At 42.5% G+C, this 15,448-nt stretch carries 21 protein-coding genes; 6 read left to right on the top strand and 15 right to left on the bottom strand.

Annotation, left to right across the window (positions count from 1 at the left end; translation table 11 throughout):
- Positions 1-57: 57 nt before the first annotated feature.
- Positions 58-702, top strand: coding sequence for a hypothetical protein (locus F6K53_RS21125; RefSeq protein WP_293082083.1), 645 nt, complete (start codon positions 58-60; stop codon positions 700-702).
- Positions 703-756: 54 nt separating this feature from the next.
- Complete coding sequence (locus F6K53_RS21120; protein WP_293082080.1) at positions 757-1,191, top strand: hypothetical protein; 435 nt, start codon at positions 757-759, stop codon at positions 1,189-1,191.
- 159 nt (positions 1,192-1,350) lie between these two features.
- On the opposite strand, the gene F6K53_RS21115 is transcribed toward F6K53_RS21120, so the two are convergent.
- From F6K53_RS21115 to F6K53_RS21070, 10 genes are all read right to left on the bottom strand, one after another.
- Positions 1,351-1,695: a hypothetical protein gene (locus tag F6K53_RS21115; protein WP_293082077.1), complete on the bottom strand. Its 345-nt coding sequence runs from the start codon at positions 1,693-1,695 to the stop codon at positions 1,351-1,353.
- A gap of 181 nt (positions 1,696-1,876) precedes the next feature.
- Complete coding sequence (locus F6K53_RS21110; RefSeq protein WP_293082074.1) at positions 1,877-2,305, bottom strand: hypothetical protein; 429 nt, start codon at positions 2,303-2,305, stop codon at positions 1,877-1,879.
- Positions 2,306-2,368: 63 nt separating this feature from the next.
- Entirely contained in the window at positions 2,369-2,647 is a 279-nt protein-coding gene (locus tag F6K53_RS21105; protein WP_293082071.1) for a hypothetical protein, read from the bottom strand.
- Between the two features lie 92 nt (positions 2,648-2,739).
- The gene (locus F6K53_RS21100) at positions 2,740-3,264 is read right to left on the bottom strand and encodes a hypothetical protein (RefSeq protein WP_293082068.1); all 525 of its coding nucleotides are present in this window, start codon (positions 3,262-3,264) and stop codon (positions 2,740-2,742) included.
- A 96-nt stretch (positions 3,265-3,360) separates the two neighbouring features.
- Complete coding sequence (locus F6K53_RS21095) at positions 3,361-3,900, bottom strand: hypothetical protein (protein ID WP_293082065.1); 540 nt, start codon at positions 3,898-3,900, stop codon at positions 3,361-3,363.
- A gap of 115 nt (positions 3,901-4,015) precedes the next feature.
- Positions 4,016-4,252, bottom strand: coding sequence for a hypothetical protein (locus tag F6K53_RS21090; protein WP_293082062.1), 237 nt, complete (start codon positions 4,250-4,252; stop codon positions 4,016-4,018).
- Between the two features lie 128 nt (positions 4,253-4,380).
- Entirely contained in the window at positions 4,381-4,833 is a 453-nt protein-coding gene (locus F6K53_RS21085) for a hypothetical protein (protein WP_293082059.1), read from the bottom strand.
- A 53-nt stretch (positions 4,834-4,886) separates the two neighbouring features.
- On the bottom strand, positions 4,887-5,261 hold the full coding sequence (locus tag F6K53_RS21080) for a hypothetical protein (RefSeq protein ID WP_293082056.1): 375 nt from the start codon (positions 5,259-5,261) through the stop codon (positions 4,887-4,889).
- 203 nt (positions 5,262-5,464) lie between these two features.
- Positions 5,465-5,911: a hypothetical protein gene (locus F6K53_RS21075; RefSeq protein ID WP_293082053.1), complete on the bottom strand. Its 447-nt coding sequence runs from the start codon at positions 5,909-5,911 to the stop codon at positions 5,465-5,467.
- Positions 5,912-6,146: 235 nt separating this feature from the next.
- The gene (locus F6K53_RS21070; protein ID WP_293082051.1) at positions 6,147-6,578 is read right to left on the bottom strand and encodes a hypothetical protein; all 432 of its coding nucleotides are present in this window, start codon (positions 6,576-6,578) and stop codon (positions 6,147-6,149) included.
- 84 nt (positions 6,579-6,662) lie between these two features.
- Between F6K53_RS21070 and F6K53_RS21065 the strand changes: the two genes are divergently transcribed.
- Positions 6,663-7,241, top strand: a complete 579-nt coding sequence (locus F6K53_RS21065) for a 3'-5' exonuclease (RefSeq protein WP_293082048.1) — start codon at positions 6,663-6,665, stop codon at positions 7,239-7,241.
- A gap of 133 nt (positions 7,242-7,374) precedes the next feature.
- Here the strand turns inward: F6K53_RS21065 and F6K53_RS21060 are convergent, their stop codons facing one another.
- Complete coding sequence (locus F6K53_RS21060; protein WP_293082046.1) at positions 7,375-7,755, bottom strand: hypothetical protein; 381 nt, start codon at positions 7,753-7,755, stop codon at positions 7,375-7,377.
- A 124-nt stretch (positions 7,756-7,879) separates the two neighbouring features.
- Here F6K53_RS21060 and F6K53_RS21055 point away from each other — a divergent pair, with 124 nt between their 5' ends.
- Positions 7,880-9,007 (top strand): baseplate J/gp47 family protein, encoded by a 1,128-nt coding sequence (locus F6K53_RS21055; RefSeq protein WP_293082044.1) that lies wholly within the window; start codon positions 7,880-7,882, stop codon positions 9,005-9,007.
- A complete protein-coding gene (locus F6K53_RS21050; RefSeq protein ID WP_293082042.1) occupies positions 9,004-9,579 on the top strand; it encodes a hypothetical protein in 576 nt (191 codons plus the stop codon). The genes F6K53_RS21055 and F6K53_RS21050 overlap by 4 nt, the downstream gene beginning before the upstream one ends.
- A 197-nt stretch (positions 9,580-9,776) precedes the next feature.
- Here the strand turns inward: F6K53_RS21050 and F6K53_RS21045 are convergent, their stop codons facing one another.
- The 4 genes from F6K53_RS21045 to F6K53_RS21030 all read right to left on the bottom strand — a co-directional run bounded on the left by F6K53_RS21045 (position 9,777) and on the right by F6K53_RS21030 (position 14,859).
- Positions 9,777-11,708: a peptidoglycan DD-metalloendopeptidase family protein gene (locus F6K53_RS21045; protein ID WP_293082039.1), complete on the bottom strand. Its 1,932-nt coding sequence runs from the start codon at positions 11,706-11,708 to the stop codon at positions 9,777-9,779.
- A gap of 330 nt (positions 11,709-12,038) precedes the next feature.
- Positions 12,039-12,500, bottom strand: coding sequence for a hypothetical protein (locus tag F6K53_RS21040; protein ID WP_293082036.1), 462 nt, complete (start codon positions 12,498-12,500; stop codon positions 12,039-12,041).
- A 14-nt stretch (positions 12,501-12,514) separates the two neighbouring features.
- Positions 12,515-13,426 carry a minor capsid protein gene (locus F6K53_RS21035; protein WP_293082034.1) on the bottom strand — a complete coding sequence of 304 codons (912 nt, stop codon included), beginning with the start codon at positions 13,424-13,426 and terminating at the stop codon, positions 12,515-12,517.
- Positions 13,426-14,859, bottom strand: a complete 1,434-nt coding sequence (locus tag F6K53_RS21030; protein WP_293082031.1) for a hypothetical protein — start codon at positions 14,857-14,859, stop codon at positions 13,426-13,428. Before F6K53_RS21030 ends, F6K53_RS21035 begins: the two co-directional genes overlap by 1 nt.
- A gap of 207 nt (positions 14,860-15,066) precedes the next feature.
- On the opposite strand from F6K53_RS21030, the gene F6K53_RS21025 reads away from it, so the two are divergent.
- Positions 15,067-15,411 carry a hypothetical protein gene (locus F6K53_RS21025; RefSeq protein ID WP_293082029.1) on the top strand — a complete coding sequence of 115 codons (345 nt, stop codon included), beginning with the start codon at positions 15,067-15,069 and terminating at the stop codon, positions 15,409-15,411.
- The last annotated feature ends 37 nt before the right edge of the window (positions 15,412-15,448 follow it).

Below are 15,448 nucleotides of genomic sequence, written 5' to 3'. Positions count from 1 at the left end.
GAAATGGAACTAAAAATTTCTCACAGTCTGGCCTCCTGCGTTCAGGGGGTTTTTATTATGGCAAAACAGCTCAATTTTCACCACAACGGAACCCGCCACAGCTTTCCTTGCGATGACTACCCTGAAGGACTAAAGGAACTCAAGAAACTAGGTGGGGATTTGACCGTTGAAAAACTCATGGCTCGGCTAATAGGAGTACCGAATTTGACTCACCTTTACCAGATACAGGTATTGGAAGAAGTAGAGGAAATTAAGCACTTTTGGTTAGAGCTGGACGAAAAGCGGTCAGCCTTCACCTACGATATTCCCTTTCCGGACGGACCAGCCAATAGGTTTCTACTGTGGGAAGAGTACTGTGTGGACATGACCAAGTGCCCGTTGAGCGTAGACACAGACACTTGGATTGCCGACTGCCCCCGTGACCCTGGAAACAAGGATAACCTCCTTCTGAAGCGCGAGAATGAATCCGTTTCTGTCGCGATCGCAGTATTTAAGGAGGCCGTCGGGTTTTTTGACGGGCAAACTGTAGTTGACAGCTACCTGTTCTGGTCTGGGGAACCGCTGACAAGGGTCTACCAAAAAACAGGGGACAACATCGAGTACTGGGGGAGGGAAGTGGTGACTCAGTTTGGCCAGAAACAACCTATCCTGTATTTTCAAACAGTCCCCGATTCCATTAAAAATCTTAAAGCAATATCTTGATAGTTGCGATTAGTTGTTATATATTATAAAATAACAAAGAAATGGAACAAATAAATGCCAGAAATGTCACCTAATCTGACAGCGACAGCTCAAAAGTTAGACGAGCTAGCAGCCCAATACAAAATCAAAAAATCCCAAATGGGAATAACTGATTATCGGAAAGCAACATTAAAATACTTTGGAAAAACTGGGATAAAAGTTGTCTTGTTGGATGGTCAATATTTCTATTGTTGCCACGAAGCTGCCCATGTTGTTGGAAAAGATTTAGCTCACGTCTTAAAGTTCATAAGCTCTGGAAATTTGCAATATAAGTCTTACAACCTGTACAGCCAAAGGCATGACAAGGGAATGTCTAAGCTTTTGGCTCCTGCTGCAACTATCATGGCGTATTGGGAGTCTGAATCCGCAAAGAGTAACGACAAGGCTACAAGTTGCCTGTCTTCCCTCAAAGGCACAACATTAGATGAATTAGCTTCTCAGCTTTTCTAGCTTATAAAAGTTTTCTTTAACGAATAAAAACCCCAAGGTGAATCGCCTGGGGTTTTTTTGGCTGTACAGGTTATTTCTACAATACGGCTAGAGTATCAAAGCCGCTTAGAGAAATTGTCCTTATATCCTAACATTGTCCGCCGCCATTTATACCAAACCCTATCGGATAGTCCTCCCTATAACAGTAAGGGCTTCAATCGCGTTATTTCCGAAAGAAATGTTAGGGACAACTTGGACTATTTCCACTTCGTGGTAAGTATCTAGTTCAACTTCCAGTTTTTCGCTAAGCTCTGGCAGTCTTAGCAAGATTTGACTGCCTGGGTAAAATTCATCATTTGAAGGCTCCACCTTCTGAAGGCGCATTTCTTGCTCCAAGCCCAGCATATTTAAGAACATCATCAGATACTCGTACTGGTTTATCCCGACATGCCTAAGGTTAAATTCCCCTTCTATAACTCCTGTTGTCGAAGGTATTTCATATTGAATTTTATAAAGAATTTTCATCGTTTAATCGGAAACCTTCCACAACCGAACGCGAACCCCCCGAGCGGAAGGCGAAGGCTCAAGGAGGACTCGATATGAGTCGCATATAGTCTAGCGCAAGAAAAACCCCCTGAACAAGATCAGAGGGTGACGATACGAAACAATATTTAATAATTACTGGATTGTGGCGTTCCAATACTTATTATAGTATATCATAATTGTCTTCGATATTCAAGTAGGGAGCAGGCTTTGATTGCCGACAACACAGACTTATCCCTAAAGTTTCTAGGGTGTTTGAAATATTTGGAACTATATCAATAGGGTTTTGGGTAACAAGATCATAAGAGGACTTAAGGGTTGCTTTAGTTAGTTTTTCTAACAAGTTCAGTTCTCCTACTTCTAAATACCTCTCTAGTATAACTCCGTCCGGAAGATTCCACTGCTTCAATTGCTCTTGTCTTGACTGATGGAATACAACTTCAATTATCTGGTCTTTAACCGTAATGTAAGAATCGTAATCGTCCAGCTCTAAGTTTAGTCTTTCATCAGCCTCCAAAAGCCCCATTAAAGCGGCTTTTCGCGTAGTAAAGTAATTATCTTGATCAACTTGAATTAGGTTTAAATCAGACATTAGTTTCGCTTCCTTTTTTCTGTTTACTCCTGTGAAGGTTCCCTATTGGGGAACCCGAGAGGTCTATCGGTTAGTTATTCTTTCGAGAACCTTAGACTCTATTTTTCTCAGTGTAGCAACATCAAGGTATTCCTCTACCGCACCATCTTCTGGCATTCCACAGGAACTTAAATACGTTTCTGGAGTCATTCCAATCACGGATTCAATAATCTCATCTGTGATCGTTACAAAATGGAAACCCGAGGTCAAGATTGAGTCTAGTATCAGGTAGTTTTTGCGTAGGCTAGCTAGAGCGGTAGCGCGATTTTCGTCGGTATCGGGAATTGTGGTGGTGTAATTCATGTGTTTCGTATCCTTTGTTGGGTGGTTGTAGCCTAGGTATAATTAGAGCACCGAGCGCTCCGGTTCAAAGAGACTAACCGGAGCGGAAGGATTTATTTAGCGAACTGATTAGTGGCTAGCAGGTGTTGCTCAATATCTGTGATAGCAGTAGAGCAGGCTTTTGACTCTTCACTTTCAATCTCAAAAAAGATACCATGAGCGGGAATATGTCGGCCTTTAGCTAATAAGCGATGGTAGAAAGTTTTAACGTTTTCTGCGTATTCTAAACCTGTTGTAGTCAACAGATTAAAAACCAAAACCATGGCGTAGTCACGAGCCGTATGACAGCTTTCAAGATCGTGTGGGACATTACATTTAGCATAGACCCGACGCTGAATTTCTTCCAAAGTAGCGACATCTAAGTACTCTTCAATAACCTCGTCCTCTGGCATTCCATAACGAATTAACATATCCTCTGGATGCATCCCAAGCACGGCTTCAAGAATTTCTTCTTTGGTGATAACAAAATGATAGTTGGATTCACAGACGAACTCTAGTAACAAATAGGTTTTGCGTAAGCTAGCTAGAGCGGTAGCGCGATTTTCGTCGGTATCGGGAGTTGTGGTGGTGTAATTCATGTGTTTCGTATCCTTTGTTTGTTACTTTTATTATAGCCCGGCTATAACCAAATTGTCAAGAAAGTGTGCCAGTTTTTTAGACTGGCACACATAAGCCTACTTAAGCAAGTCAGTCAGGGTAGGGTACTTGACCAAAATGTACTCAGCCCGGTTCATGGTTGGCCAGCGCTTAACTACGTTTCCGTCGTCATCTTTCTCTGTGTAAGCCTTGCTGAATGCCCAGTAAGAGCTGGCTTTGACCCAGGACTCATTCAGAGGGCTTTTCGCCTCTCCTGTGCCCACCAGGCGAATCAGGTTACGAAGGACTGGAACGTAATTGTTGATTCCACGGCCTTCTTCCCAGATGAACTCAAAGCGTATTTCTAAGGTGAACTGGCCTTCATATCGCTTCTCAGTAGCTGCATGTAGCTCTTCTTGCTGCCATTTAGGAAGAATCAGGTCAATTAGGTTGCCCTCTAAAACAGCGCCCTTGTCAGCTAGTAATTGGAGGGCTGCAACCTTTTGCTGAGGAGTCCAGCGGTCAGCGGTTGAGTTGTTAACTAGCTTGATTGCTACATCTAAGTGTTGGCGGTCACCGGTAGCTTGAAACTGTTGAGCGGTGATGTTTAGTTGGCCGAGGTTATCTAGGTTAATCATGGTGTTTTGTTTCGTATCGTCTTAACTGCTTACATTATATTATACCCCGGGTATTACTATTAACCCGGAATAAACTGAAAACTTTTTTGGGAAAATTTTCAGTTTCTTTTAGGGCTTACTGAATTAGGTCATCCAAGGCATCTTCCGCTTCCTGGATAGCGTTATTTAGCTTCTGCTGGGATGGAGTAGGCTGTGGTCCTGCTTTAATAGCTTGGTCAAACAGGTCAACTATTTTTTGACGAGACTTGATTTCCTGATCTATCAGGTTGCTAACGTCGTTTAAGGGCTGCGGAGGAGTGGGATTAGAGGTAGTAGCTAGAGTTTGGTCGAAGATGTTGGTTAAGTCAGTCATGTGTTTCGTACCTTGTTTGTTACTTACATTATATTATACCCCGGGTATTACCGTCAACCCGGAAGAAACTGAAAACTTTTTTGGGAAAATTTTGCGGGGATTTCAGAGCTCCCCGCGCTTAGGAGTTATTACTTACTACAACAAGCAAGCTTGTACAAGAAAGAATACAGCGCTTCTTTGTCTAGGCTCTCCAACTCAGCGGTGGTTTCCCAATCCCACTCTAGACGCTCTTGATAAGGGCTATAGCCTAACTCTTGAGCCTTCTTAACGTAAGCTTCTTGAAAGTCTACACTTACCCGACCTGTTATTTTTTTGCAGCTTTTAACAGTCAGGTATCGCTCATAGGTAGTTCCGCAAGTCAGCTTAGTTTTTACTGTCCTGCCGTGTCCAAGACCAATTAGAAGGCAGGCTATATTTGTGCTGGGATAAGAGGAGCGGGGAGCTAAAGTTCCAGTGGGAAAGCCAATTCGGACGGTGCAGGTGCGGCCTTTGATTAGCTTTTTAAACCCTTTCATACTGAGCTTCTTGGTGGGGTAGCCGAGGAAGTCTTGTAGGTCTTTGGCTGTTTTAATGTTAGTCATTTGTTTCGTATCGTCTTAACTGCTTACATTATATTATACCCCGGGTATCACTGTCAACCCGGATAATTAGATTTTTTTTTCTTCCCTCCTCTACTATTTATTTTTACTGGAGAATAGCTACGGGCAGCCCGGTTTAATCCCTCATCACGACAAGTAAAATTAACCCCTATAACTTTTATCCCAAGAGCTTTCTGCCAAAGGCTCAAGGCAGTCTCTGAAATTCGCTCTACTTGACCAAGTTCGACTTTCACAATAAAAGCCACGGACAAGCCTTCTATTGAGAGCCCTCTACGCTTAGATAAAGCCTCAGCTTCCTGATTTATAAGAGCTAGTAACTGTTTCCGAGTCAGTCCCAGGGTTTCTCTTCTGTCTTTTAAACGTGTGGGTAGATTCTCTACCTCTACATGACGGGTTACTACAACTTCCATGGTTTAGAATGTAAAAGTTACGTTTCGTTTCTTTATCTTTTCTGGCTGGCTATTACCGCTTCATTAGCCAGCCATTTTATTGCGCTTTTGCTGTTTCTAATTTAGTATACCCAGGGTATATATGTCAATCCGGATAAAAAAAAAGAACCCCAGCGACAGATGCTTTGCTGGGGTTCTTTCAAGACAAGGGTAGGGTTTTGTAGTTATTCAGCTTTTAGGTGAGAGCAGTCGTAACCTTCAACATCCTCTTTATCAACCTCTTCCCACGTTTCCAGTCCAGTGGATTTAAGGACGATTCCAGCGTTAGCAAAGAGAACAGGGGTATCGGAGCCTTTTAGGCGATAACACCTAACAGGATCTTTTATAGATGGTTCGTCAGGAAAATCAAATGGGTTAAAAAATGGGATATTGTGCTGGACAGCAGGAGGGGAAATCGGAGGGCTTATCATTTCAGCTACTTCGATAATGGTTTGAGCCGCTATTTTGCCTAGAACAAGGGTAGATACTACCGCTCCTAAACCAATTGTTCCAACAACAAATCTTTTTATAAGCGATAGATAAGGATCTTCTTCTAGAAGCTTTCCTTCAATGATTTCGTCTGCCTTCTCTACATACTGGTCAAAGAATGCTACCTGATCTTCAACAGACATTGCATTCCAGGATTTACGTAATTTTTTGAGTTTGTACATTTTGGATATTATGTTTCGTTCTTGATTTTATCTTACCGCAATCAATCGCAACTGTTAAAGAAATGCTATAATATAATTTAATCTGCTCCTGTTCTAGTGCCTTCTCTTCAACACAGGCACTAGTTTTTTTCTTCTAATTGCCAACAACAAGCCCCCTGGACAACTAATCCAGGGGGCTTGTTGTGCTAGTCACAAATTATGCAGCCCATGATTGTCTTACGAAAGCGGGGGCAGGTCGCTCTTGCCAGCACAAAGTAATCCCAAAAATTCCAAGGTGCTGCTTTAATGGAGAGAAAATCTGAGAGATATCAGTGCAGATCTTGTTCTCCAACTGCTGAACCGCGTACTGATAAAGGCATTTCATCACTTGCAGAGTTCGTAAGTCCAAATACAAATCCAGACTGTCTTCTGGCATATCCCAAATGCGGGACAGCGTAACAGGGTCATGCCCCACACACTCTGCATACACGTAATGACGTAAGGTCTTGAGTTGAAACTTAGCAATGTATTGGCGCGTCAATTTCATTTGATGCTCAATTTCTGCGTAGACCTCTGCACGTGTTACGTCATTAGATTCCAGAGGAAGGGTAGAAAGAAAATAGTTTTCTAGCATTATAATGGAAGACAAACGAATTAAGTGTTTATTGTTGGGCATCTTTTTTGGTGCCCTCTTATTTGAACTATACCGCAACTAATCGCAACTGTCAAGTTTATGCCAACAAATTACAGCCGAATTTTAGTGGTGGATATTGAATCCACTTGCTGGGAACCAAGTCCTCCAGAAGGACAGGTGAGCGAAATAATAGAGATTGGAGTAGCTTCACTAGATATAAATGACCTTACATCCAGGAAAGATAAGACAATAACAATCAAACCTGTAGACTCGCAAGTTAGCGAATTTTGTACCCAACTAACTGGAATAACTCAAGACCTGGTTGACCTTGAAGGAATACCTTTCAAAAAGGGGTGCAAGATCTTAGAACAGGAACACGACTCAAAAGAACTGGTATGGGCTTCTTGGGGAGATTACGACCGTGAAATGTTTCAATCTCAGTGTGAGCGCACCGAGACCTCATACCCATTCAAGAAGAAGCATATCAACATTTCTTGTCTTTTTGCGATCGCGCAAAAACTGAATCGTGAAACGTCGATCCCCAAAGCTCTTGAAATCTTGGGATTAAATTTTGACGGGTCCCTGCACCGAGGGATAGATGATGCCTATAACGCAGCTAGATTACTTGGCCATATGCTACTAAATTTCAGCCACGACTATACCATGAAAGAGTCATGATATAGACGAAGTGTTTACTGTACCCCCACTGCTTTCCGGAAAGTAGTGGGGTTTTAATAAGGAAAACCACCTTGATCGGTGCAACCCAAGGTGGTTTTTTGTGTTTAATTCAGGTCAAGGTTCTCGCTGCTATCTACCAACGAGGCATCCCCTTTCTCTCCCAATTATAACCGGTAAACTTCCCGGGAGTATACCCCAGATTTTTTTTCGATTTAACAGCTTTTTTGATAGCTGATCGAACTTGAGCTGTATCTAGGTATAGTGATTGATGTTGATAAATCTTACGACAACCGGATAGCTTATGAGAGATTTGAGCTAAATCTACCTTTAGTGTTGTAATCTCACCAACAGCTAAAGACAATCCCATTTTCTTCACAATTGCTTCTACCGTTTCCCATTCGTCATCCAGCAGGTAGCTATTCCGAGACTCTAGCGGGCCTTCTATCGGAGTGTAATATTCCTGGCCAGCACGAACAGAGCGCTTATTAGCCAAGCTAGCATCTTTTGATAACATGAGTGTATTGTCCTTGCATATTTGGGCAGCGTTGAGAGGTTCGTCTCTTTGGTAGGGGTCTGAACCTCTCTTGTTATCTCTACTATATTATACCCCGGCTATATTGTCAAGTCCGGAAGAATCCATGACTATTCCAAAAGTTACAGATAAAAGTGTAGAAGAGCTGGTGGAGATAGGAAGGCAGGTAGCCATTGCTAAAACTTCGGGAAAGCTTCGGATGCCCCCATTCTCTCCTGCCACAGTAATCATTGAAGCTATGGCAACAATAGCGGTACAGCTTCAAGGCTATATGAACGAAGTGGCTAGTGAGATCGAAAAAAATCGACTGGCTATATTTGGGTTCACCAGAAGCAAAGGAAATAAGGCGGTGGGGAGAGTGCTGGTTACACTTAATGCACTTTATCCAGACATTACCAATATTGAGCCAGGAAGAGAGCTGAGAATAGGAGGGATTGATTACATCTCAGAGACTGACCCAAATATAAGAGCAGGGGAAAGTACTGGCATCATGGACATCATAGCCTTAGAACCAGGGGAACTTGGGAATCAACCAGTAGGCTCCGTTGTCAATTTCACAAGAGAGGGTCTTGAGCGAATAGAATCATTAAGCCTGTTGGGGGATATTTCGGGAGGGACAGAGCCAGAAACAGATGAACAATGGAGAGAAACTATTTTCCGGTCCCTGCGGGTCAGGGCACTAGTAAGTCAAGAAGATTTTGAGACGGAGACAACAGAACATTTAGGTCAAGGGTCTGCGGCGGTAGCTATAGCAAGGCTCAAGCCTGACCGTATAACTTTTGATAATGGGTACGTCCATGTCTTTGCTATTAACGCAAATTTAGTCCCTCTCAACGCTGCCCAAATAGTAGACTTACAAGCCGTACTAAATCAGAAAGCTGCTATGGCCTTGATTTCAGTGTCGCAAATAGACATAGTGACTATCACAGTAGACGTAATTGCGTCGTACACTGGAAATCCTAAAGCTATAGCTCAGGACATCAAAAGGTTAATGATGAACTATTTCCTCCCAAGCAAAAGAAGTCCAGGGGAAATGATACTCAATAAATCTATTGAGTACCTGATTCAACAAATAGAAGGAATAAAAGAAGGCTTGGTAACAGTTTTAATCGACAAGTTAGAACAACCAAAGCAATTACCAAGTCAATGGAGCTTAGCCAAGCTTGGGAGCCTCAACATAAGCTTGATTGATGACCGAATGAATACTTACAGAGACAACAGTTACCCGGAATGATTGAAGCTAGCATATTAGATCTTTGGATTTCTGACAAACTAACCCCATTAAGGGAACAGTTAAAAAAGGTAGGGATTCCAGTATCTCTTCTTCCTTTAGAGGCGGCTGACTACTCAGATGATAGTCAAAATGGGTTTGTATCAATAGCGCTTCCTCAAGTGATCGGAGCAGAACCTGAAAGAAGTCCACAGGGCTATACAGTAACCACTCAAGAACTCACTTATGAACTTTCTATCTTAGTAATGACAGCTCGCAGGTACAAATACGCTGAAGAAGAGAGAAGCAGTCTAGAGCAAATAACAGATGCAATACTGTATACCCTAGTAGGTCAACGACCTCCGTACCCCAATGTAATAGTTCCACTTTGGCTTTTGAATTATCAGTTGCAGCAACCTGAGGGAACTAACTGGATTGCAAACTTGGTGCTCCGATTTACCGCGATCGTAAATTTAGTCCCTGATTCGACCCCAAACTACTCCAAGTACACAACCAAGCTCAAGTTATTTACTGTGTTCCCAGAGTCTGAGGTTCTAGTAGAAACTTTTGAAATTCCCCCAAAATCGGAGAATTAAATTACGTGGACGTGTGTGGAAATGTGTGATTTTGTGCGTGGACGCCCAGAAATCAGTAAGTTGCAAGAAATTAGGCTGAACCCTTTGCTCTGTTTGGTTTCTATTAAACGTGGACGTCCATTAATCCGTCCACGTTTTCCAATAATATATAGAGTAATGAAAAACATGGACGTTTAGATTGGGGACGTGGACGTGTGTTATACAGGTGGTTTGCCGGTTAAAGCCCAATACACATATCCTTTGAATGGACTGACCTTTTCAGAAAACTCGTTGGTGTATCTTTGCTGAAAATGCAGATGAGGATACATGGTGACCCCAGGAAGACCGTGAGTGTTTCCTACTGTTGCAATCTGCGCCCCCGCCTTATAGACCCCTTCACGGGCAATTTCAGCGCAGTGCAGGTAATCAAAAGTTATCCCTGCCCATTCAAACCTGGCCACATTCCCGCCCCCTGCATGGTCAAAGAATCGCTTCAAGGTAATCTGATCACCAATTACATACAGCGGAGTTCCGGTTTGCGCCCCAATATCGACCCCCCAGTGCATTTTTCTGCGCCCGCTTAAAGGATGGACCCGCAAGCCATAAGGGGATGTAACTCTGAATCCGGCCACTGTATCCCCTTTTTTCAGTGGTACCTTCCACTGAGGGGGCAATTCTCTTGCTACCTTGCTAACCCCCTTTTTACCTCCAGTAATTGCCTTCTTCTTTGGCCTGCCTTTTACGGCTACTGGTAAATAAATGTCTAGAACACTAGCCCCTGGAGAATGGCCAACCTCCGATATTCTGTAATTCCTTTGCATGGCTGAGCTGTAGACAAACTCTTTTGAGAATTTAACCAAATCCCCTGGTTTTATGGTTAAAATCTCTGGGGTTCTGTAAGGGTCTATGACCAGCCTCCCTAGAAACCCCTTCCCAATACCCTTTCCTTCATCTATTACTGACTTGATAGGTTGAATGCCAGCAGCAAGCTGATTGATCTCATCTAGTATTTCGTCTGTTGTTTCTTGAGAAACCAGTGAGTCGGTCAGTACCTTTCCCTTGATCAGTCTATTACTGGTCGCTTCATCACCCCAGTAAGAGCCTGACAATAATTGATTTCTTTTGACTTCTAAAATTTTATCTCCAAAAGTTATTGGTTGTATTTTTATTTTGTCAGTAGAACCTCTCACGACAAATCCAGATTGTTGAGCTACTTCTAACAAGTTCTGATACGTATTGCGATTAAAGTTAATAACTTCACTGACTTTTGTTTCTCCTCTTGGAATATCTATTTTAATCTGAGTTTCTCTCTGCAATAGCTTTGCCGCCTGCCTTAAGGTTAGTCCTTGATAGATCTTACTAAGCCGAGGTTCCTTTCCTAGCATGAACCTCAACTGCTTTCCAGTTATTCTGGTTGAATTATTTGCAGATGTCCGAATGCCCGTCATGAAGTACTCAAATGTGACCAGTTCGGTTCCTGTGAATCCTATGCCTATCTTGATCCTAATTCCTTGACCTTTTAATACCGGGGGTACAACAGAACTTACTTTATTGGCAGCCACAGGAGATGACGACTCTCCTGTGGCAAACTCCCCGGCTCTAAGTCTTGCTTCCCACTGTCGAGCATGGCCTGCTATCTTTTGAGCGCGATCAGTGCCATTGACTATCCGCCTAGCCCCTACATAATCCACAAGTCCCGGCTTTATATATCGGTCTAATGTCCTCCCAGTGAACCACCCTTCAACCATTCCTTTGGTCAATATCACTAATGCATATTTAGGCTCTTTTGCTAATTCAGGTTTTTCCAGTAATGGTATTCCTAGCTTGTCCCCAACAAGCGCATAATTCCTACGTCCGGTGATGTGAACCAACCCCATCCCCTTGTACCTTGGCCCATCTCCAGGAAGAGTATTGCCTAGATCTGCCCTACCATCGTAAGCGGTGCCGTCTGCTATCTCTTCCCAGTACTGCCCCATGTTGGATTCATGTTGAGCCGTGGCTAGGATGTAGGCTATTTGCTCCAGCTGAGTAATCCCTTGCCGTTTAGCTTCGTCCACGATTTCCCTGGCCAAATCATCACCCCTTGGTCTCCCTTGTACATTTGCTTTAGGGGTGGGTGCTCCATCCTTCTTCTTTGTTTCGGTAAGCAATCCGTCGGGAGTTAGAATACCACCTTGCTCTTGGAACTGGGTAAGGAACAGGTTCGCTATTTTGGCATCGCGATCAAAAAAATCAATAGCGCATTGACTAGCCCGGTCTTGTTCCGATAGAGTTACGCTAACGTTCTTCAGTAAACCGTCTCCACTACTAAATACTACTTGTTCCCCTATTACGACCTGAAATTGCTGCTGTCTTAACAAACTGACCATAAGCGTTGAAAAATAGCTTGATATACTGTATTATCATTATCTCTAAAAAGGCGAAAAAAAAGTCAATGAAGCTTAAATTTCATTGACTTTTTTAGTTTTTAATTATTGATTTTAATTGAATTTTACGACTCCAAAATGTCCCAAGCACTTCCTCCTGTTCTCTTTGTCAAACACTATTCCTGCCGGATAGACCATCCGATGGGAGTTGGGAGTGTTGTTTAGCTTGGCTCGAATAAGCGTATTTTTGTCAACAATAAAGACAGCATTTGGATTATTTATTAACTGCCTTGGAATTCCAGTTTCAAACACTTTTTCGTACCTAAACACGGAAATTATCCCATCTTTTTCCTTTTGGTTAATATTACAAGTAACTTGACATTGACCTTGAGAATGATAAACATTACAATAATACTCTGGATCTATTCCTGAGGCTTCATAGTAACTCCCATCTATTTCCTGACTTATACTTTTTAAATCCAGGAAAGCCTCCCTGTTATACATCAAAATAATGTATTTTGTTAAGTTGTAATAATCTTGGTTCATTGTCTTTGGTAGGGGAACAACTAACCTCATCTTACCACAACGCTTCACTTAGCTACAAGAAATTTTTCCCTTGTTACTTCTTCCGGTGGAGCAGCTTCAAATAAAGCCCTGTCAGTCCTCACCCTCTTTCCTTCTCTAACAGATTTTGAATAGTTATCGATCGCGACAAAATCGAAAATACCATCGCGAGCCCAATCAGGTGCGACAGGAAGAATCGAACACCGACAGTTGAAATGTTGGGGAATCACCATATCCTTTATTCGGTAAATCTTTCCAGACTTCCCGATACACCAAGGGCAAACATCCTGAACTGTAGTGACCCATACGCCGTACCTGAGATCACTGTCAGTGTACAACTGCTTTACCGCGCCAATTGCTGCCCTTGCTGTTTCCGTCCTGACAATCCTTTCTACCTGCACCTTGGTGGCCTTCTTTTCCATCGCGCGAAGAACTCCAGCAATCTTTCTACTCCCTAATCCTTGGATTATTCCCTGAGAAATTACATTGGAAGCGTTGTCAGCAAACTGCTCGCCATACCCCAGCAGGTTCTTGTAAGTTCGACTTGCAGCAATAGCTGCGGCTTTGATAGGAACCTTGGAGTAGGAAGCGACCTCAAAGCTTGGGTCCACCATTTTGACCAATTCAGTAGCCTCTTCCGCTCCAATCCTATGCCCTTCGGTTATTAGACCTTTAAATATCTCTGTGTGCTTCTCTTCCTGGCTTCTACTGACTATATTGAGCAGTTCTCCTAACTCACTCGTTATCAAAAGCAAACGTTGAGCTGGGAGGATAGACAGGTTGTTTTTGATGTCTGGGTACTTTGAATTCAGACGTTCCAGTAGTTGCTCCAGCGATACGTCTAGGCTTTTCGTAAGTCTCGCGATCGCATCTTGCTCTAAGCTAGCTATAGCCTCGTTATACTCTTCTACCAGTGAAAGGATCCTCGGGTAATCCATTAAGCGACCTTTAGTTGAAGTTGAATATGCTGTGTCTCGTAAAAGTAGTCTAGTAGATAATCGTCAATTATGGATTCATTCCACAACGTTATTTTGTTTTTCATTCCCGAAAAATTAGCAGCTTTTTCTTGAGGAAACCAGACCTTGTACTCTTTCCCTTTTTTTGTTGTGTAAATACCAGTTTTTTGTAGCCCTAAAAATGCCAGCCTTTCATTGGCATCTTTGCCTAGCACGTCCCTTCTTTGTACAGCGTTACCGGCTTTGATTTTCATTCTTTTTAAGATTTCTGCTAAAGTACAAAGCTCTTTATTTTTTGTTAATTTAGTTTCTAAAACTTTAACAACTTCTGGACTCCATCTAATAATGGCACCAGTACCTACTTTTTCCCCTTTGCTGGTTACTTTCCAGTTCTTTCCTATCTTCTCCTGTAGTCCTTCTTCTTGTAGTATTTTGTTTAATTGCTGAGCTGTAGCATTGATTTTTAGTTTCTTGTTCAGTACCACTCGAATATCTCTGACTTTAAGCCAGTCGTGAGGAATCTTGTTCGCTTTTCTTTTTACCTTCTTAGTAACTTTTTTGTCATTGGTAGGAGCTTCAATTCTGTCCTCAACGTCTCCATTCTTTAAAAGATCAAAATAGCTTGGAAGTAAATCTTCTGCTATCCAAGTCACCCCATTTTCGTCATGCTGTAAAGCAAAATCTTCAATCTGAGACCTGGGAATACAAAGGGAATCAGCCAGTATTTCCACAGCTTTCTGTCCTTTGTTTGACTTCATCCAGTCATTGATAGAGATTTCTGGATTTTCATTCGCTATTTTTGAAAAGTTAACCAAAGGCAAGTAGTCATGACGCTCTACCTCTTTATCCGCAGATTTGATTTTTCCTACGTATTTCTCATACAAAAAAATTAACCTTTCGTCAATTTCTAATTCATTGGTTCGTCCACAGGGACTGACATACAGACGAGAGTCGTAGACCTGATCGTTGTTGTCCTGGCTACACAACTTTGCAACTTCTTGATTCAGGTCGTTACTTCTTAAAAATTCGGTGGTTCCTTGTTTATCTTGAGACCCTACGTTTACAAGGCGGGGAATTGTGCGGTGATACTCTGCCGTGCTAGTATATGAACGCACATCGATTGGTGTATGTTTTTTAGTCAGGGCGGGATTCCGCTCTTTTTTTTCTACAGGAATAGTACCATTGAAAGTGGCGACAATTTCTTCAATCTTAGTCTGCTTCCAATTAAGAAAAGCTGAAACGTGCTCCTTAGGAAGCCTTAACACGCTACTTCCATCCCACTCATAATTTTGATAGTACCAACCATTCTGTTCTTCTTCTAAGTTGGTCAATAACGGCCATACTTCCGGGCTACACAACCAAGCGCTAATCATCCCTGGCTTCAGTCCTGCTGTATCTACCCTTGCGTAATCCATTTGTTTCGCCTCGCCTATCTTTTTTTATTATACCTCGGATATCAGCAAATGACCAAGTTAAAAAAAAAGGAGACCTAGCTGTAATTACGCGAAATGAACAAAAAAAGCCTTGACGTAAACACGACTCTCAATTTTTTGATAGAGAAAGACTCCGGAATGATATTGACTTTAGTAGGTTCTATAATCCCGACAAGAAAGGAGCACTCCATGCCTCCCGGTCTCCATCGGACTATGTGGCATTCACCTTTAGAGATTAGAGGGTTGAAGTACGGAGTAACCCCAAACGGAGAGGCAGAGGAGTTTTTGATAAAAGGGGCTATTACCTACCAGGTAACCAAAGGGGTCCCAGAATATCTTTGCTGGGGAGTCTATGAGCCAACTCAAAAATACTATTACCTCACTAGCCTGATGATTAACTACTCACTGAAACAGCGTCTGGATTTTGCGATGGAATACGTTAAGTTTGAGGCAGGGAGGCCACTCCCTTGGCAGCCAAGGGAACTTACCCCAAGAGATAAAGTAGCCTATCAGCAGTTGTTAGCAAATCATTAGATACGAAAAACCCCCGGCGCAGTGCCGGGGGTTTTCT

It is taken from the genome of Moorena sp. SIO4A1 (genome assembly GCF_010672065.1).
GTDB lineage: Bacteria > Cyanobacteriota > Cyanobacteriia > Cyanobacteriales > Coleofasciculaceae > Moorena.
Note: the sequence above shows the minus strand (reverse complement) of the source record. Positions and strands in the feature narration are given on the sequence as shown.